A 19,458-nucleotide genomic window follows, 5' to 3' on the forward strand; every position below is an offset into this window, starting at 1 on the left:
TTATTTTTTTAATGGAGATTTATTCAGCTGCTTCCATTATTTTTTATTTAACTTAAAGGAGCATCATAAAATGAAGGAACTAAAAATTGATGATGTCGCAAAAAAAAGTGGTCTTACGAAGCGGGCAATTCGTTACTATGAACAAATAGGGCTGCTTCCTTCACCGCCAAGAAGTGATGGCGGCATTCGCCTCTATTCCGAGGAGCATGTTGCATTTTTAGAAAAAATTACAAATGCAAAAGAAGTATTAGGTTTTTCTTTGCAGGAATTACAAGAATATATCGCCTTAACCGATGCATTAGAAATGCAAAAATCCGATTATCGACAGTTCAAAGGAACAAGCCTACAAAAGGAAAAACTTAAAAAAATTCTAGCAACAACTCTTGAGCAATTGAAATTAATTGCCCAAAAGAAGGAGAATATTTCAAAAGTGGAAAATGACTTGCTTTCGTTAAAAGAGCGGGCGGAAGCAGCACTGCAAAAGTATCCGGATAATCGTTGAATTCTACTGTCTATTTAGATAAGCAAGCGGGTAAAAAAATGAGTAATCAAAATCCTCGCTGAAGGATGATACTAGGTCACAGTGACGACTCGCCTTTTCAGGGGTCAGACCCCATAGCCTAGACCCCATAGCCTTTCTACACCATTACCTTCAACGAGTATCCCGTCACTTGGTTGATGGAATTATTCACAATTTCAATCTCCTTTTCACTAGGCATCGTAGCAGCAACTTTTACCGCTACTTGTGCGACCTCTATATGAATGGATGGATTCTTTTTCAGCTGCCAGTTAGGTGGAATCGATTGACTAACAAATTGAATAATTTCGTTTTGTTTTGGATTTTTGGCATAGGTTACTGGCATGCCAATTCGATAAGATAGTTCTTCTAAATCTCTCTCATGCATTTTCGCCACTTCAGGTGAGATAAAATGAATTTCCATAACCTCTTGCTTTAAACTATATTTATAAACAGTAATTTCACGATCTTGCGCCCATTTTTTTGCTTCTTCGATTGCTTGGTTATTTTCCATACGATTTGATTTCGTTAGTGATTGAAAAACGGTCTTTTCTTGAATTGGTTGTGAACTTGCTGCGCCATCTTCTAAAAAGATTAACCGGAATCCTGTCTCGCAAAAAAACTGTTCGATTATAGCTGGTGCACCTACTGGTTTAGATAATGGTACAGCTATTTGGCGATCTGTTAAATAGATGGATAAGGCTCCATTTAAGCTCCCCACTAATTCAGATACTTTGCTTTGCAAAAGATCTTGGCGTACGGAATCAGAAAATGTTGTGACCCAACCGGTTTTCTCCATAATAGTGTCTGCAATCAACTTTCGTTCTTCTTCAGAAACAGCATCAGGAAAATCAAAATAGATGGTTAATCTTTGAACGCGAGTACCTAGGTTATCAACACCACATCGCATAAAGCGAGGATGCTCCTTTAGCATTTCCCGAACGAAATCCATTGCCTTTGCTGGATTCACCAGAATTCCTTGAATAGGCAGCTCCCATTTCTTCAATTGCTGTTTCACTTTATCATCAAGTGTATAATATACCTTTCCCTCTCCCTCTCTTCGCTTGTTTTCATCTGGTACTGCATAAAGAGCAAGACACACTGCCAGCTGTTGTTGAACCGAATCCACTTGCAAGTACTGGTAGATGTCTGGTAGAGCAACTGGTTGATTAGGAATTACGTTCCAATCTATATTTTTTAAATACGGTCTGGAATAGGTAAATACTTGATCCACTGCCTCTGTTAACTCTTCCATCGACCGATTCCAACCAGCATCAGTTTCAATAGTCTGTCCAAGCTGTAGCTTTATTTGCTTTCCTTTTAACGTCTGGCAAAATAATGTTTTTGTCTTTTGATGAACGCCTGTACAAATGGCAGCCTTTAATGGACTTTCTCCTAATTTTTGATAGAGGACGATTTGCCCGACTTTCTCTTGCAAACTTGCATCCACTGTGCTCCTAAGGCTTCTTTTGCCTTTAATACCTTGTCCGGATGAGCGTTTTTCAAAAGGATAGGTTTCGCCATTTTCTACCAAAGTAGGATGGTATCTTTGATCAATTTTACTTGCCAACGTACTTCTAGCATCATCATCACCGTGCACCAATAACGTATACGTCGGATTTAACGACTCGATAAAACGGGTCATTTCATTGCTGTCTGCATGGGCAGAAAGACCATATTTGCCAATCTGGCATTTTACCGGATAACTTGTCCCACTTAGCTCCAGTTGCTGCTCTTTTTCCTCTGCTACATCAAGGAGTTTTTTTCCAGGACTTTCTTCATCCTGATAGCCTGTAATAAAGATAGCGTTTTTTTCATGTGATATAAGCTTTTCTGCATACCACGTACTCGCACCACCGATTAGCATGCCAGAGGAAGCGACAATACATCCAGGCTTTCCTTTCAAAACCTCTGCCCGCTCCTTAGGGGAAACCGCTTTACATCTTCCCTCCGTTAAAAAAGCATCCCCATTATTCTTTATTCGATAAGCAACAGGTCCTTTTAAAAAATGAGGATAATTTTTATAAATTCTGCTGATTGGGGTTACTAGTCCATCTACATAGATAGGAAATTCCGGGATTAACCCTTTCTCCATATAATCTTGTAAAATCAGCAAAACCTCTTGAGCTCGGCCAAGGGCAAACGCAGGAATCAGCGCAAATCCCCCGTTGGAAATAATCTGGGCAATATCATTGGCAAGCCGCTTTTCCTCCGTATTCCGATCCGTATGCGCCCGGTTTCCATACGTTGACTCCATAATCACTACATCTGGATTAATATGATGAGGTACTTTTGCTCCTGGAATCGTTCTTCCAGCCTGAAAACTCAAATCTCCTGTCACCAATATTTTTTCCCCATCGCCTTCCAGCAAAAACATAACCGCACCAAGGATATGCCCTGCTCGATAACTAGTAATTTTTACATTCCCAACGGTTAAAACACCTGTTGCTGGCAATAATTGAATCGATTCCAACAAGCTATTCACTTGCTCTTGGGTATAAGGAGGCAGCGAATTTGTCTGAAGACAACGCTGCTCCAATATTTTAAACGAATCTTTCATCATAATATTCATTAAATCAGCAGTAGGCGGCATTGTATAAATCGGTGTATGCGGATAAAGGGAATGAACAATTGGCAAAGCGCCAATATGGTCCGCATGGGCATGCGTTACTAAAATCGCATCAAGCTTCTCCACGTCTTCCAACATTCCGAGCGACGGAAGCGGATCATCTCCATGCATTCTCATTCCTGCATCGATTAACAATGAAGTATCTGCTATTTCTATATGTAAACAAGAAGCACCTACCTCACTTCCTCCTCCTAAAACACGTACTTTCATTGCTCTTTCCCCTTCCTTATTTTTCATTCATTTAACATTCACTGTCTCTTTTCTCAATTGAATAGCAAATGGCTTCATCTCAAGCATACCACGGCTATCAGCAGGGGAATACTGGTAGGAGAGGGGGAAAATAAAGATGTTTTTCAAACACTTTTTATTTTTGCATCTCTAATTATCCTCCTCCAATTTGTGGTGGCAGATAGATAACAATATTACCTAGAGGAACATTGTGACCACTAGTTATATCCCAAATCCCAACATAAAAAGGATTCTCCACTCTTCCCAAAACACGATACTTGTACCCTTCGATTCCCTCCAGTTAAATTCAGTCTCATTTATTCTATTTTCTGCAATTCGTCTATAAAGGCAGGTCTTCTTTTATATAAACCAATTAATTCATGGATTAATTCTAATTCCTTTTCCTTCCCAGCAACCTTTTTATATCTCTTTAATTTATAACATACCCCTTGATAATCTCTTCGATTGGATGAAGTTTTTGCTGTAGAATGGATATGGCAATGATAAATGTCGATAACTTCTTCCTTAAAACGTTGGATTAGCTTCTTGGCATAATTTTCCACATAACCAGGATTTGCCCTGACAAATTCCAATATTTCTTCTAAATCATTTTCTTCCTCTATTACTTTAAGAAATATACTACTAGCATGCCAGCCTTTGCCCGACTTCAGTTCCTCTTTTAAGTTTGTATAAAATGCTTCTTTATTTTCTGTAGCTAAAGCTTTTAGATCATGATAATACTCAAAATCTCCATTGAACAATAGTTCCTTCGCTAATATTTGTTGCTCTTGTGTTAATGACAAAGATTTATATGCAGTGTAACGGAATTTTTTCCATTTCGTGATTAATCCTGGGTATTGTTGATCCTTTACTTCTCCATTTTTCGCTACTTCGACTACTTTTTCATATTCTTTCTCTTGAAGGTATTGATTCAGTAATTCCTCTCGAAAGGATGAAAACTGAAGATTCTCGTGAATAAATTGTTCCGTCTCTTCTTGTGTACCATATTGCTTAAGCAGCTGAAACAATAGTTGAAGCAGACTTTCATATCGATAGCTTTCATGAAAACTATCACTTGATTTTTCACCAAGCATAGACTTCAGTTTGGTTGTTAATGACTCTCTGAATAGTTCATCATCTGCAAATTCAAAACAAATCTGAAACAACTCCATTTGGAAATCTAACCATCCATTGAAAATTTGATTATCTGTTTGATCTAATAGTTTCTCAAATATAGCTGCTCGATGACTGCCTATCTTTTTGCCCTTAATAGCCAGTTCCCCTATTAATTCTAGTATTTCACTGACGAGATCACCAATATCCCCGCCGGAATCATCGGCATATTGAAACGCACCCATTGCTTTCTCGAGCAATAGGAATGCAATATCTAATGCCAGTAGCACATTTTCCCTATTCCTTGCCTTATCTATTAGATCATCCCATTCACTTACAAAACGGCTTGTATCCCGATACTTGATAAACCCTTCTCTTCCCGTATACTTACTCACAATCGTATCAATCAACCTCTTGCAAGCCTGAAGCTCCTGTTGATTGTCACCGTTTGCGTATTTAACCATAATCGTCTTTTCCAATGTAGTATCATTCCGTGTACTATCTAGGATAATATCGATCAGCTCTTCTTTCGAAAGGTTGTTTAGAACCTCTTGAATCGTCAACCGATTAGCATTAGCAGACGTTACCTTGTCATTTGCATCTTTTTGATGCACCAATGCAAATAGTTGATAATATGCAGCTACCTCATGTTTACATACAGATCCAAAATCATAAGGACAATCACACGCTGAATACACTATGTCTCCGTTATCCTTGATCTCAACGAATACTCCGTAGTCATGGCTTCCTTCAATATGAAAAAGATACTTGTTTTCACTTTGTTTAAACACTTCTACGACATTTCCGTCCATATAATAGCTGTATCCCCTATCTAAAATAATAGCATCGATATAGCTTTCAAAATTATTAATATTCATCTCATGCACCTCATTCAAACTCAAAAGAATCAGCTGTTCAAGAAAATATTTCATGCAATTTTATTGTAAATTCAGGTAAAAGAGAAGAAGTAAATATACTTTCTTCATTAAAGATAAAAGGAGTATGGTACCGATTATTTTCTCCAAGAACATATTGCTCTAATACTTTTTCATTTGGATAAATTAATAAATATTCTCTTACCTCGTGCCTCTCGTACTGGTTCAATTTCTCAATACGATCTCTTTTCCAAGTGGAAGGAGATAAGACTTCAACAACAAGATCTGGAGCACCCTTACAACCTTTATTATCTAATTTTCTTTCATCACAGACTACACTAATATCTGGTTGTACCACTTGGTATTCTGCTTCATCCTCTGCAGCAGATAATCGAACATCAAAAGGAGATGTATACACTTCACAGGTTTTTCCTTTGAGAAAAGTATATAGTTCACCAGTGAGTTTCGTTACAATTGCCTGATGCTGCCTCGATGGAGCAGCTTGCAAAAAAGGAATGCCGTCAATGATTTCATATCTTTGCTCATCTGGCCATGTTAGATATTCAGCATATGTCACTTTCTTCGAATAAGGCTGATTCACACTCATTAGAGACACCTCCTTCATTATGAATAGTTTAACACTGTTCCCAGAGAAAACACAGCTGAACACCAATCTCAAGACAACTTCTACCATTAAAGGCTATGATTAATCGTTAATAGCTCTATTTCAATATCAATACGAATTAACAGCTTCCAAATCAGCTTATTTCCTCCCACAGCATTTTTCATTAATTGGCGCCGATGCTTTTTTTTACCACGCTTGAAGCTCTTTAGCCCCCCCGGTATAGCGAAGGGTTTTCTAAATCACTAAAAAAAGCGACCTTCTTAACGAAGAGTCGCTTTCCTCATTTAAAAATATTTTCGATGCGACATAGCGCAACTAAAAGGAACATCCTTAAAACGAACTATTTGCATGAAAAGAATCTTTCGGCTTTCTTACAAAACTCATAATCCCTGCAATCAGAAACAAGGCTGCTGGTAAAAAACCTACTCCAAAGGTTGGGATAACGATAAGCAGTGTACTCAAAATAAACAATACTCCTGCCACTTTCGGTTTCCTATTCTTTTTCACACATACTATTGCGATAATGCCAAGAATAACCGTTAAGAAAGCTGCAATACTAATTATCCATCCTCCACTAGCTATAGCATCGAAAAAAACTTGGATTTCAGTTGAAGAAGTTCCAGCCTCTTCTAACGTTTTTGTTAATTCTCCCTGCAGCTTTTCATTGTATTGTAAGGCTATCACACAAATACCGCCAATAAAAAAAAGTGCTGACAATATAACACCAATAACTCCTAATACTATTTCTCCTGTACGTTTCATTATTAATCCCCCTCGTTATTTTCTCAAGTTAAATGATACGACCATTATTAAAAAGCAGCAACGTTCCTCATTCCCCGTTACATTTGAAAAAAAGATAGTACTTCCTCTTTCAAATCTCTCAGTTTTATAACGATTAAAATACTAACTTTCTTTCTATTAAATGTCACTTCCTATGTAGGTCTCCGATGCTAAAACAATAAATAACAGCGAATCATCTGGTTTGTCTATTTATTTACGGTTAATTCCATAAAAAGTTTCAGCAAATTGATTTTTTATACAAGTGCGTGTTCAAAAGGGTGGATAAAAAGGACCAAGAAGTTCGAGGCGCTTAACTCCGCACTGCTGGCTCAATCTATCCGCAATATTCATTTTCAGCAAAGTGGGTAAGAACCAATATGACGATTATAACAATTCTCCAGCCTTTGCACTTCGTATCTACTAATCTATATATTCGACAAATTCCGAGACCGTTCGGGTCGTCACTGTGACCTGGTCTTATTACCCGTATCCCCGTATAAAGCCCCCATAACATTGAGCTTACATCTCCCCTTAACTTTTGATATAATTTCCACTTGTAATTCAGGAGAAAGTTTATCAAAAACGAATGTGCTAGGAATTGTATAAGCAGATTGAATATCTAAGAGAATATTCTGCACTTCCGCTTTTTTCCCTGTCATATTTATTTGATTAAGTTTATGGTGTATAACTAAATTCCAGTATATTTTTCAAAACTTCCAAACAAACTGCCATAAGAAAGCTCCAGCCGATCGTTGACATTATATAAATTCTCCAATAGTGATTTGACAAGCACAAACTTATAAGTAGTAGAGTTTCGTGACTTACTGGAAAAGATATAATTAAAATGTCCTCATATTTCCTTATCCGTCAAATATTCTGTTTGCATTTCACCGACTTGCAATTTAAAACTCATTCTTATTCCCCTGTTTTTCTGTCGTTAATATGATTCCATTAATCTTCCACTGCAATTAAGTAAACCTTCTCCTTAAAGCCGCCTCTTTCTTCTGACTTCTTCTTTCTAATTTGTTCTATCTCGTCCATACTGGACTGATGATAAACCGCAAAAGCATTTACTATTTCCAACACATCCGCCAATTCCTCTAATGCATTGTCTCGATCAGCCGCTTCCATATACTCTCTTAATTCCTCAAAACTTTTTTCTTTCAGCTCTTTTATGTATTCTTCATCTGATAGTATTCTAGTTTTAAAGTTCTTTCCTGTTTTTTCAATGATTTCTGGTATTTTATCCCGTACAAGCTTGTTGTGAACTGGCATTTTAGATCTCCTAACTTAATAGAGTCTTTTTTTGAATGACTGCTCTTACTGGCTTTCGGTTCTTCCGTATCCACTTTGTATAGTAGAATAAGATGAACTTCGAAAATCGTTTGCCTTGCAGTTTCTCCGGAATTTATCCTATATTATAGACATCTGGTTTATTTTGTTTACAGAAATAATGGCAACTTCTTCTTCTTGGTTTAAATTGCAATATCCTTCCCAGTTAAACCTACCTTTTAATAAAAAAAAGCACCGCGTCCTCTATGTTCCTTTCACTTGTTGCTTCATTTTCAACTGCTCATACAATTTTTCAACCATTCCTATTCCAACATTATCTTATTTTGCTAGAATAACAAGTTCTTTTGGCAGCTAATCAACATATTTAATGTCATTTTCTTTAAGTAATCCGATTCAGTAAGAGGTGTTTTGGATAATGCCTCTGTAACAATAATATGCTTTGATTTATAAAAGAAAAATAATTCACCTGATCGTTCTAATGATAACTTTCTACGAATCTTCTCTTCTTGAATAAACAGCTTTAACTCTTGAAAAAGATTCGCTTCGTTCTTTTCACTGTAACGTTTTACATATTTATTTAGACCTTCTAGATTATTGGGTAATTCACTCATAATCCTTGCTTGCTGCTCCGCTCCTAATCTTATAAGAAATGTCTCTGATTTAGCAAAACGCTGTGGTAATAAAAAAGCATCACGTAAAAAATACGATATTTCTAGCTTTTTGTCTTTATATGTAAGTGTCCGAATAGTGGTAAATCCAGAAGCTTCCGATTCTACCATTAAAGTAGCAGCTGTCTCTTCATAAACTGAATCAACATCGGATTTTTTTAAGGATCCCACCTTGTAAATATTCTACTAGCCTTATTTTACCATAATAGACTACATTATTTTTAAATAACGGAAAAGATTTAGTACCAAGGGAAGGTTCGCTTTTGCACCTTCCCCTGGTATATGTCCCTTTTCGTCATAACAATCACAGTTGATTTAAAGCGGTTCTTTAATAAAACCATCAAATTACGTGCTCGGATTAAAAATAATTCGATTAAATTAATTCAAAAATAACTTAATATAACAATTAATATTCGTTTTTCAGGATTTTTTTCTAAATATAATGGATAATTATTAGGCATAAAAAAACCTCCTGTATATTAGTTGCATGCTCGGCAAGCAACTAATATACAAAAGGCTTATCTTGATTCTATTAACAGGCTCTCCATTCTGCAATGACTGGTTCATCAAACACCGCACAAGTGGCTCAATTCACCTGCAATAATCATCTATCACAGAAAATACTGTCCACCTTGAAAACACAAGAGTCCTTTTCAGGGGTCAGACCCCATAGCCATCATAGCCATGGAATCTTATCCGGTTTTCCCTTCCATTTCTCTATTCCAACTGCTAAGAAAAAAATTGTTTTTTCATTTCTCCTTTTGGGTTATCCAGCGTGATCATTCCTTTCTTTTAAAAAGTTTTTCAAATTAATTACATCGGAAAAGGTATACCTAAATTGGTACACCTTTTCCGATTTTCGGATTATCTTCAACAAATATACACCAAATGTAAGCATTCTTTGTACTAATCAATATTCTTTATTAAGATTAAGTGAACGTTTTATTATTAACTCAAACTTCGCAGTTATAAATTCCTCTTCCTGTATTTCCATAACTTGGTTTAGAGCAATTAGAAAAGGGTGATTGATTAGTCTTTTAGGGTATTTTTTTGCAAACATTATTCCTTATAAATAGGGGCAAGATTCTCGTTTCAGGATGCTCGCTTTCCGTGGGGCGTGCGATGAGCCTCCTCGGCGCTTGCGCCTGCTTAGGTCTCACCTAACCCGCTAATCCCACAGGAGTCTCGCACCTTCCACTTCAATCAAGCCGTTTCATCAATTAGTTGCTGTCGCTGAACTGGTGAAAACACCCACCTTATAGAAATAGACTCAAGCGGCACATTTTGGTAGAACAACGTTGAATAATAACATGAAAAAAATCAACGCTACTATTGTTTAGCAATAATACCTTGTAATAAAATTCGAAAACAAGAACTTATTTTAAAACAAGTTGCTTGTAACGGAGGGTGCGAAGACTCCTGCGGGAAATGTGGGAAGGCTAAAGACCCCGCAAGGCAAAGCCGAGGAGGCTCAAGCGTAGCCCCGCGGAAAGCGAAGCAACCCGTAGTGGAAAGCAACCTCAACAATAAAAAACAAGCCTTACTTTTTATTGTTCTAAACCAAGTCTTATCAAGATTTGCAAACGAATTTGAAGGTGCGAAGTTTGAGTTATTAACAAATAAAAGAAGGAACCATTAGACTATATCAGAAAGATAGTTCCCCCCTATTTTCTAATTAAACATTGTCCTCCCAATAAAGACAAATCATACAATCTGTCCTTTTTAGGGGTATGACTCCATAGCCGGATTCTATCTAATAGCCATCTCTGTATGCCCATCAAAAAAATGCATTTTTTCTTTATTTAATGCTAGCTTAATAGCATTGCTTATTTTACTTGTCTTAAAACCCGTTGCTTTAATCAACAATTTTTTGTTTGCTACAGAAACTTCAATATAGGAGGCAGATCCCATATTTTCAATTAATTCAATTTCTCCTGACAAACAATTTCCCCCAAGATCTGTTATAGCAATATCTTCTGGACGGATGCCAAGAATAATTTTTTGATTTAAATATCCTTGTTTTTTTAATTTTTCCGCCTTGTTATTTTCAATATTCAAGTAATTTTGCTTATATTCAAAATAAACTTTTCCTGACATTTCAGTTAATGTGCCTTCTAAAAAATTCATAGAAGGTGAACCTATAAAACTTGCAACAAATTTATTGATGGGGTAGTTATAAATATCAAAAGGAGTAGCAACTTGTTGAATTCTTCCATCCTTCATCACTACAATACGATCTGCCATTGTCATTGCTTCTGTTTGGTCATGTGTCACATAGATAAAAGTTGTTTGAAGACGTTTATGTAATTTTATCAACTCTTCTCTCATTTGCACCCGCAATTTAGCATCTAAATTAGATAAAGGCTCATCCAGCAAAAATACCTTGGGATCTCTTACAATCGCCCTGCCTATTGCCACTCTTTGCCGCTGTCCTCCTGATAAAGCATTTGTTTTTCTTTTAAGCAGCGATTCCAGCCCTAATATTTTTGCAGCACTATTGACCCGCTCTTCTATATCTCGCTTAGAAATTTTTTTGATTTTTAGAGGATATGCCATATTTTCATAAACAGTCATATGCGGGTATAAAGCATAATTTTGAAACACCATCGCAATATCTCTATTTTTAGGCTCCAATTCATTCACTCTTGTGCCATCAATAAAAAGATCTCCTTCTGTTATTTGCTCTAAACCAGCAATCATTCTAAGTGTAGTAGATTTTCCACAGCCTGAAGGTCCTAAAAAAACAAAAAATTCTTTGTCGAATATTTCCAGATTAAAATCTTTAACGGAATAAGTTCCATTATCATAGCTTTTTTTTACTTGCTTGAAGTTTAGACTAGCCATTGTACAACTCCTTCTATTATATATTTAACTATGAAACAAACTTAGTTTGATCCTCCCAAACTTTTTTGATGCAATCTGCAAATGTACCAACTACTAATGTCATAGGAATCGATAACATTAAATTTATTGGCAAGTTAAAATCCTCTACGTACATTCCATCTTTAAAAAGACCTGTTTCTGGATCAATGGCATAATTTAACTTTTCTTTCATTGTGCTGCCATTGTCTATATATCCATATAATTTTTTTCCCAGTGCATATCCATAGCCACATTCAAATACCGTTCCTGAATCAGGTTCTTCTCCTCGAAAGGAATTTAAATTTGCAATAATTATATCTGATTCGCGAATCAGCCCCTCATTCGAATAAAAAATCATCGTTGCTAATTCTTGATCTTTTAAGTTATTGATAGGTTCATTATCTGCCGGATATAACCCCTTAAATCCAAAATCACCACATAGACTCCGCATCTTTTTTCCAATTTCTATCGAATCAGGGTGAAACACATGGAACCCAGCTAAATATATTTTTGATTCTTCCTCCATTTCCTCGATTCTCCATTGTAATTCAGTTGCCGAAACCTTCCCAGTTATAATGGCTTTTTGTGCTGCTTCTTTTGTCTTAAAAACAAACTGATCTATATAAGGAGAATGAACATTTTGTTTATACATAACAATCTTTTCGCCTGTTTCCGTCTCTTTATAAACTTCTGTTAAGCCATTTTTCATTCTTTTCTTACATCTTGTGACTCCACCATTTATTACAAGATAGTTTTCTTCCATTTTACCTCCCAAAAGCTCTTGTTATTTGTTGCAGAATTTATTGCTGGCTACTCCTTTTACGCTAGTTTTCACTTTATACAAGCCGCCCGCAGTTGGATAATTAGGATCAAATATATCCTTTTTCCCGCGGGCAGTAGTAATGAATAACTCATTTAAATCCTTGCCGCCGAATGCACAAGAAGTGACGTTTGGCACAGGAAGCAAAATCTCTTCCAACATTTTTCCATTGCGAGGATTCCATCTTGAAACACGAAACCCGCCCCAATGCGCTATCCATAACATTCCTTCACTATCAATTGTCATGCCATCTGGATCTCCAATGCCTTCAGGAAAACGGATAATCGTTTCAGGGTTCGATATATCCCCTAAATCTAACGAATACTGAAATGCAGTAACTATCCGTTTTGGGGTATCAATATAATACATCAGCCTTTGATCCAAGCTCCAAATAATTCCATTTGAAACAGTTACACCATCTAGTTTCTTTTCAAGCAAGCCCTTCCCGCTAAAACAATATAAACTGCTTGTTGGCAAGTTTTGAAATGACATAGTACCAGCCCAAAATCTTCCGTTTTTATCGCATTTGCCATCATTAAAACGATCTTCCAAATCATGATTTTTTAATTTTGCTAATTCTATCAGTTCCTCGTTTTCCATATTCAACTCGTATAAACCATATTCAGATGCAAGAATTAGCGACCCTGAAACGGCAGGTGTCAATGATCCTACAAATCGATCCAGTACAATCGTTTGATTCCTCCGATTATATGGATTGTATATATGAACCTTTTTTCCAATGCTGTCAACCCAATAAAGCACATCTTTATCATGATCCCAAATGGCTGATTCTCCAAGAATGCTTCTTTCATCCACAATTAACTCTGCTTTTGACAATACTACCGATTCCATTAAATTCCCGCTTTCATTGCAATTGGTTTTAGTGCATTTTTGCTTTCAAACATTATTTTTTCTTCATCTAATGTTAATACTTGACGATTTTTCATCACTATTTTCCCATCAATAATAGAATCTTCTACATCTCTTGAGGTGGCACATTCAATTAACGTATTAATCAATTTATGGGATGGACTTAAATGAGGCTGATCTATATTTATTAAAATCAAATCTGCTTTTTTGCCGACTTCTATTGTCCCAATTTGTTCTTTGAGCATTAACGCAGATGCTCCCCCAATAGTTGCCATTTTTAATAATTCTTGCGCTGGAATTACTAAAGGATCAAAAATTGGAAGACCCCAATAGACATTTAATCCTGAGCGAAAGACTCTCATTTCATCGAATAAGCTTAAACTAGACCCTGCCGCTCCATCCGTTCCCATGCCAATTGGCATATTATGCTGCATAAATCTTGGCGTTTTAGGAAATCCATGGCTTCCAAAATTGCTTCTTGGATTATGCACAATATTTACTTTTCTGTCTCTTAATAAATCAATCTCAGATTCTGATAAAACAACACTATGAGCTGCCAATAAATTGGGGCCTAATGCTCCAAATTGATCAAATACTTCTGCTGGTCTTTTTTGATAATTCTGCAAGCAATAGCTTACTTCATCCCGATGTTCCGATAAATGTATATGCAGTCCCGTTTTATATTCTTTTGCCTTTTCCGCCATAAGCTGGATTAATGCTGGGGTACTTGTCATTACTTGGCGCAAAGCGAACCAAATTTGAATTCTTCCGTCACCAGCGCCATGAAACTCCTTATACAAAGATTCTATTCTATCAGCCGCCTCTAACGGATTACTTTTCATGGAATCTGGAATAAAGGGTCCTTGATCCATGGTAGAACAAGTTATTGCTCCTCTAAGCCCTGACTTGACTGCCACTTCAGCCACTTTATGCATATGGACACCACCTGATTCAGCAAATGCAGTGGTTCCAGATTTAATCATTTCTAAACAGCTTAACTGGGCACTATGATAGGAATCCATTTCATTGAGGCTGCTTTCAAAAGGCACTAATATTCTTGCCCACACCATCGGATATTCATCAGCTGTTCTGCCTCTTAAAAATTGTTGGGAAATATGAGTATGTGCATCTATTAAACCTGGCATTAGAAGTTTACCTTTTCCATTAAGAATCTCTTTTGACTCATAAACTTTTTCAATATCATCTGCATGATCAATGGCAAGTATGATATCTTCATTAATAACGACGGATTGTGATTCTTTTATTTCAAAATCCATCGTCATTAAACTGCAATTTTTTATAATAAGATCTACTAATATTTTCATATTGGTCTTCCCTTCTTATCACTACCGATTTATTTTTATCTTCTAAGAATCTACATTATATTTAGAAAAAAATCTTTCATAAATCTCTCTGCATCCACTTGAATGCTTACTTTTGTTGCAGGAGTTTCAGAACTGTTCCGGAATAAATCTTCTGTTGTTCTTCCAGAAGCATCACCTTGTGTATCCACATGAATATGTATCGGAATCGTCTGAACAAGATCTGGAAACTTAGCTACTCCTATGGCTAAAGGATCATGTAGGGCACACCCCTTTAAATAGGGGTGTATTTTTTTATAGGCATTTAGATAATATTGTGTAAAATCCGCAAAAAAGCTGGATACCTCTGTTCCTTTTTCTCTCCATCTTTTTACGTCTTCATTTGTTAATAATGTTTTTCTCGTAACATCCAGTCCAACCATCGTGATTGGCAAGTTTGATTTATACACATATTGTGCGGCATGAGGATCAATGCTGTAGTTTGCTTCTGCATATTTATTTACATTGCCTGGTGTTGTTAGAGCTCCCCCCATCGTAATTACCTTGCCTATTAAACTCACAATCTCCGGATCTTTTTTAATGGCAAGTGCAAGATTGGTTAAAGGACCGGTTACGACAAGGGTTAATTCTTTTTTATATTCATGGATTTTTTCAATAATATAGTCTACTGCATGTATGGATGGACAGCTTTCTAAATCACTTTCCTTCACACCACCTAGCGTGTTTCCGAGACCATCCATTCCATGAATCAGGCCATTGTATTCCTTTTCTAATACAAGCGGCTTTTCTGCCCCTTTCCAAACACCTATATCGCTGTTTAGCATGCTAAGAATCTTTTTTGCATTTCGAAATGTATAGTCAACAGGCGCCATGCCATAACATACCGTTATCCCAAGAAGTTCAATCTCAGGAGAATGTACAGCATAACCGATAGCAAGGGCATCATCTATTCCGGTATCGCAATCTAAAATAACTTTTACCATATGCATCACCTACTTCCTTTTTCTATTTTTATGCTTGCCATGAATTGTAGGAAAAAGGGGGAACCTTAAGATTCTGCGCTTCTTTTTTATCATTCGTTAAGATTTCTATTAAACGTTTTTTATATTGTAAATTAATGTCTTTTTTTTCTGGGGAAACTTTGCTTGCTTCTTCTAAAAAATGAATACTATCTTTTCCTTGTTTTCTTCCTCTATTTGTATGCATGTCTAAAGCAAAATCTGGAATATCCGGTTTTCTGCCATTTTCAAATTCAGCTATCACAATATTTTTTAGCCAATCAGAAGATCTTTCTTTTTCGCATTGACATAAATAACGGATAGCATGAACAAAAAACATTGGTCTATCGCCATCTTTATAAGGAAAATTTTTTCTCATAGAATTTAAAGTATTTATTAGTATTGGTGCGTTTACTTCTCCAAATCCAATATCTTCTACCGATATGATCAAAAGCCTTCTCCACATTTTTTCTTCAAATTCTGGACTTGTAATATACATTTCGTATGCTACCGTAACTGCTTCTTCCTCTAATCCCCGTCTAATGGATTTTTGCAGTGCTGAAATAATTTCATCACCAGGAATGCCATTTCTTGTTTCCACCTTGCTCCATGGATCATAACTCATAAATTGTTCCATTTAATTCACCTCGACTGTTGATTTATTTGTTACTATTTAACAGATCCCTCTGTTAAGCCTTGAACAATATACTTTTGAAAAACCATCACAAGAATTAATATTGGCAAGCTGGCAATAACACCTGCAGGAAGCATTAATTCATATTGAACCCCTTCTTGGCCAATTAACTCTCCAATGCGAATTGGAATCGTTTTAAGGCTTGAATTAGTAAAAACAGAAGCAAAAAGGAATTCATTCCATGCTCCAATAAATACAAATATTCCAGTTGTAACAAGGCCCGGCAAGGATAATGGAAGAACCATTTTTACAATTGCCTCTATTCTTGTACAGCCATCCATTCTGGCCGCTTCTTCAATGTCATACGGCACAGATAGAATAAATGCACGGAACATCCAAATTACATATGGCAAGGAAAAAGTGACATACGCTAAAATAATACCAATATGGGTATATAATAATCCTGTCATTCTCATCAAGATAAATAGCGGTATTAATAATGCCATCTGCGGCAGCATTTGAGTGCCTAAAATCATTAAATACAGCGAATTTCTCCCACGGAATTGCAATCTAGCAAATGCATAGGAAGCCAATGTTCCTACAACAAGGCAAATAATGGTAGTGAAAGATGCAAACAGTAAGCTATTACTTAATGAATCTGTAAACGATTCTGTTTGGAATAATTCCATATAGTATTTAAAGGTCATTTCCTTTGGCAGCCATGTTGGAGGATTTTGAAAAAGCTCTACTCGATATTTGATACTTGAAATAACTAGCCATAAGAATGGAAAAAGCAAATAAATCATTAAGAATATGGAAAAACCTATCAACAATATTTTTTTCATGTTTTTTTTCAAAATAATACCACCAGCTTTTTCAATAATTTTTCAAATAGTAATTGTAAGAGCCGGCGTATATCCAAACCAGCTCTTATATATGCTTTGTACTTACTGATTTATCTTTTTTACCTCCTCTTCTGCTGTTTGGAGCGCTTCTTTTGGCGTTATTTCTCCTTTTATCGCTTGTAAAAATTGTCGAGATACAATATCTGAAATCACTGTTGCATTCTTATTTTTAAATAATCCATGTGGATACTGAATTTGTTCCCCTACATAAGCAAAATGTGGATATTTCTCTAACACTTCCTTATCTTTTAAAACTTCTAAATTAGCAGGAATTCTTGCAACCTCTGAAAGTGCCATTTTCTTTTCTTGCTCCTCACTTGCAGCAAACTTTATAAACTCAAATGCTTCTTCTTTATGTTTTGAGTTGGCAGGTATGGCTATTCCGCCTGTTTCCGCTAAACTTGCGGTTTTTTCTACACTTCCAGGCATTAATGCTGTTCCTAGCTGCCCTATAATTTTTGACTTTTCAGGATCGCTGGCAAATCCTACAATATCAGGATATCCTATAAACATAGCTGTTTTTCCTTGTAAAAATTGATCCTTTGCTGACTCATTTTCAAAAGAAAGAGGATCTAATATTTTAAATTTAGTATTAATATCCTGAATTCTTGTTAAAGACTTTAACCCTTCTGATGTATTAAAACTTTGTTTATTTGTACTATAGTCCCAAAACTCTCCTCCCTCTGCTCGTATATTATAAATAAATGGTCTTATTGCATCCTGTTCTCTTAATTGAGTAGAAAGGGCATATTTTATATCCGTTTTTTCTTGTATTTGCTGTGCAGTTTTTATTAACTCGTCCCATGTTGTTGGAACCTTGCTAATGCCAGCTTCTTCGAATATTTTTTTATTGTAGTAAAATTGAGTCAGCCACAAATATCTTGGAACACCATAAATATTTCCATCGTAAGATAAATTTTCGAAACTTATTTCACTAAAATCTTTTTTCATATCTTCTGTAATATAATCGTCTAATGGTTCTAAAAACCCTTGGGAAGCAAATTCATCAGCCCAATCATCCCGAACATGGATAATATCATATTCATCACTGCCGCCGCTTAAAATAGTAAATAATTTATCATGCAATTGTTCAAACCCAACTGCTTCATACTTCACTTTAATTCCTGTTTCTTTTTCAAATTCTGCTGCTTGATCCTTCCAGAACTGATCTCCTACATATAAAATCGATATTTCCTTTTCTTCTGATCCGCTAGTCTCCTTGTTGCCGCAAGCTGTGGTCAAAAGTAGTAAAATCACCATAAATAATGCTCCGATTTTTTTCATAAATGACTATTCCCCCTTTAATTTAATGAATTCAGCTATGCAGCTTAGTTCTCCTTTCCAAGTATCTTCAAATAAAATATTGTGATAATTAATGTAATAATGGTAATTAACCATGCCAATGCAGAACCATAACCTAGATTTATATATCGAAAAGATTGATCATAAGCATATACATTTAACACCATCGTACTGTCCACTGGCCCCCCTTTAGTCAATACACTAATGATGTCAAAAACTCTTAATGTCCACATGGTTTGAGTAACCATCACCACAAATAAAACTGGCTTAATCGTCGGAAGAACAATGCTTTTAAATTGCTCAATTGTCCCTGCCCCATCTACTTTTGATGCATCATATAATTCTTTTGGAACACTTTGCAACGCTGCCAATATCAGCAATGCTGCAAAAGGAGTGCTTTTCCATATATCTGCGAGAATAATCGCTCCCATGGCAGTTGACTGCTCTGTTAGCCACATTTTATATTCATCTATAATATGCAGTTTCATTAAGATATAATTAAATATTCCATTGCTTGCACTATACATCCATTGCCACATCAGAGCATTTACTACATTTGACAGCGCCCAAGGAATGAGGAACAATCTTTTAAAAAGCCAAGACCCCCATACACCATGATGAATAGACAACGCAATAGCAAAAGCTATAATAACGGTTCCTAAAACACTGATAACTGTAAATACAACCGTATTAGTCAAAATATTCTGGATTCTTTGATCGGATAATATCTTAAGATAATTGTCTAGACCTACAAATTCAAAATCTAAAATGCCCGCCTTAAATTTAACATTTGTCAAAGACATGATGAATGAATAGATAATAGGAAAAACAATCGTTAAAAAAATCAAAATTAAAGATGGCAATAAATAGATAGCAGCAGTTTTTGATTCGGAAATACGGTCCATTCTTTTATTAAGACTAATAGAATTATACTTATATATTTTTTTCTTCTCTATATTGTCTTTGGTTATTTGGGTTTCCAAACAATCCCCTCCATATCACTTTATAAAACACCCA

Annotated in this window: 16 protein-coding genes; 1 reads left to right on the forward strand and 15 read right to left on the reverse strand. The window is 35.9% G+C overall.

Translation table 11 applies throughout. The annotated features are described in order from the left end of the window. Window positions 1-70 precede the first annotated feature (70 nt). Entirely contained in the window at window positions 71-502 is a 432-nt protein-coding gene (locus tag AC5LWL_RS16995; protein ID WP_493435415.1) for a MerR family transcriptional regulator, read from the forward strand. A 136-nt stretch (window positions 503-638) separates the two neighbouring features. Here AC5LWL_RS16995 and AC5LWL_RS17000 read toward each other — a convergent pair whose 3' ends face one another. The 15 genes from AC5LWL_RS17000 to AC5LWL_RS17070 form a co-directional block, all read right to left on the reverse strand. After that, on the reverse strand, window positions 639-3,356 hold the full coding sequence (locus AC5LWL_RS17000) for an MBL fold metallo-hydrolase (RefSeq protein ID WP_493435416.1): 2,718 nt from the start codon (window positions 3,354-3,356) through the stop codon (window positions 639-641). A 335-nt stretch (window positions 3,357-3,691) separates the two neighbouring features. Further along, on the reverse strand, window positions 3,692-5,365 hold the full coding sequence (locus AC5LWL_RS17005; RefSeq protein WP_493435417.1) for an SWIM zinc finger family protein: 1,674 nt from the start codon (window positions 5,363-5,365) through the stop codon (window positions 3,692-3,694). A 37-nt stretch (window positions 5,366-5,402) separates the two neighbouring features. Next, a complete protein-coding gene (locus tag AC5LWL_RS17010) occupies window positions 5,403-5,969 on the reverse strand; it encodes a Uma2 family endonuclease (protein ID WP_493435418.1) in 567 nt (188 codons plus the stop codon). 348 nt (window positions 5,970-6,317) lie between these two features. Beyond that, on the reverse strand, window positions 6,318-6,749 hold the full coding sequence (locus tag AC5LWL_RS17015) for a DUF4064 domain-containing protein (protein ID WP_493435419.1): 432 nt from the start codon (window positions 6,747-6,749) through the stop codon (window positions 6,318-6,320). A gap of 969 nt (window positions 6,750-7,718) precedes the next feature. Beyond that, window positions 7,719-8,042 (reverse strand): nucleoside triphosphate pyrophosphohydrolase, encoded by a 324-nt coding sequence (locus AC5LWL_RS17020; RefSeq protein WP_493435420.1) that lies wholly within the window; start codon window positions 8,040-8,042, stop codon window positions 7,719-7,721. A 344-nt stretch (window positions 8,043-8,386) separates the two neighbouring features. Then, window positions 8,387-8,899: a hypothetical protein gene (locus AC5LWL_RS17025; RefSeq protein ID WP_493435421.1), complete on the reverse strand. Its 513-nt coding sequence runs from the start codon at window positions 8,897-8,899 to the stop codon at window positions 8,387-8,389. 1,578 nt (window positions 8,900-10,477) lie between these two features. After that, window positions 10,478-11,572, reverse strand: a complete 1,095-nt coding sequence (locus AC5LWL_RS17030; protein WP_493435422.1) for an ABC transporter ATP-binding protein — start codon at window positions 11,570-11,572, stop codon at window positions 10,478-10,480. Window positions 11,573-11,600: 28 nt separating this feature from the next. Next, window positions 11,601-12,353 (reverse strand): nucleoside 2-deoxyribosyltransferase, encoded by a 753-nt coding sequence (locus tag AC5LWL_RS17035; protein ID WP_493435423.1) that lies wholly within the window; start codon window positions 12,351-12,353, stop codon window positions 11,601-11,603. 21 nt (window positions 12,354-12,374) lie between these two features. Then, entirely contained in the window at window positions 12,375-13,262 is an 888-nt protein-coding gene (locus tag AC5LWL_RS17040; RefSeq protein WP_493435424.1) for an SMP-30/gluconolactonase/LRE family protein, read from the reverse strand. Then, entirely contained in the window at window positions 13,262-14,605 is a 1,344-nt protein-coding gene (locus AC5LWL_RS17045; RefSeq protein ID WP_493435425.1) for an amidohydrolase family protein, read from the reverse strand. The genes AC5LWL_RS17040 and AC5LWL_RS17045 overlap by 1 nt, the downstream gene beginning before the upstream one ends. Window positions 14,606-14,655: 50 nt before the next feature. Next, entirely contained in the window at window positions 14,656-15,591 is a 936-nt protein-coding gene (locus AC5LWL_RS17050; protein ID WP_493435426.1) for a nucleoside hydrolase, read from the reverse strand. A 22-nt stretch (window positions 15,592-15,613) separates the two neighbouring features. After that, on the reverse strand, window positions 15,614-16,237 hold the full coding sequence (locus AC5LWL_RS17055; RefSeq protein WP_493435427.1) for a hypothetical protein: 624 nt from the start codon (window positions 16,235-16,237) through the stop codon (window positions 15,614-15,616). A 32-nt stretch (window positions 16,238-16,269) separates the two neighbouring features. Beyond that, window positions 16,270-17,091: a carbohydrate ABC transporter permease gene (locus AC5LWL_RS17060; RefSeq protein ID WP_493435428.1), complete on the reverse strand. Its 822-nt coding sequence runs from the start codon at window positions 17,089-17,091 to the stop codon at window positions 16,270-16,272. A 90-nt stretch (window positions 17,092-17,181) separates the two neighbouring features. Next, a complete protein-coding gene (locus AC5LWL_RS17065; RefSeq protein ID WP_493435429.1) occupies window positions 17,182-18,423 on the reverse strand; it encodes an ABC transporter substrate-binding protein in 1,242 nt (413 codons plus the stop codon). Between the two features lie 44 nt (window positions 18,424-18,467). After that, a complete protein-coding gene (locus AC5LWL_RS17070; protein WP_493435430.1) occupies window positions 18,468-19,424 on the reverse strand; it encodes a carbohydrate ABC transporter permease in 957 nt (318 codons plus the stop codon). Between the last annotated feature and the right edge of the window lie 34 nt (window positions 19,425-19,458).

The organism is Niallia sp. WK069_GA_01, assembly GCF_983173855.1.

Excerpts from the sequence above, each read along its gene's own strand:
- AC5LWL_RS17010 (WP_493435418.1), bottom strand. The coding sequence starts at position 5,969 with ATGAGTGTGAATCAGCCTTATTCGAAGAAAGTGACATATGCTGAATAT.
- AC5LWL_RS17065 (WP_493435429.1), bottom strand. The coding sequence starts at position 18,423 with ATGAAAAAAATCGGAGCATTATTTATGGTGATTTTACTACTTTTGACC.
- AC5LWL_RS17055 (WP_493435427.1), bottom strand. The coding sequence starts at position 16,237 with ATGGAACAATTTATGAGTTATGATCCATGGAGCAAGGTGGAAACAAGA.
- AC5LWL_RS17015 (WP_493435419.1), bottom strand. The coding sequence starts at position 6,749 with ATGAAACGTACAGGAGAAATAGTATTAGGAGTTATTGGTGTTATATTG.
- AC5LWL_RS17020 (WP_493435420.1), bottom strand. The coding sequence starts at position 8,042 with ATGCCAGTTCACAACAAGCTTGTACGGGATAAAATACCAGAAATCATT.
- AC5LWL_RS17040 (WP_493435424.1), bottom strand. The coding sequence starts at position 13,262 with ATGGAATCGGTAGTATTGTCAAAAGCAGAGTTAATTGTGGATGAAAGA.
- AC5LWL_RS17035 (WP_493435423.1), bottom strand. The coding sequence starts at position 12,353 with ATGGAAGAAAACTATCTTGTAATAAATGGTGGAGTCACAAGATGTAAG.
- AC5LWL_RS17045 (WP_493435425.1), bottom strand. The coding sequence starts at position 14,605 with ATGAAAATATTAGTAGATCTTATTATAAAAAATTGCAGTTTAATGACG.
- AC5LWL_RS17030 (WP_493435422.1), bottom strand. The coding sequence starts at position 11,572 with ATGGCTAGTCTAAACTTCAAGCAAGTAAAAAAAAGCTATGATAATGGA.
- AC5LWL_RS17050 (WP_493435426.1), bottom strand. The coding sequence starts at position 15,591 with ATGCATATGGTAAAAGTTATTTTAGATTGCGATACCGGAATAGATGAT.
- AC5LWL_RS17005 (WP_493435417.1), bottom strand. The coding sequence starts at position 5,365 with ATGAATATTAATAATTTTGAAAGCTATATCGATGCTATTATTTTAGAT.
- AC5LWL_RS16995 (WP_493435415.1), top strand. The coding sequence starts at position 71 with ATGAAGGAACTAAAAATTGATGATGTCGCAAAAAAAAGTGGTCTTACG.
- AC5LWL_RS17000 (WP_493435416.1), bottom strand. The coding sequence starts at position 3,356 with ATGAAAGTACGTGTTTTAGGAGGAGGAAGTGAGGTAGGTGCTTCTTGT.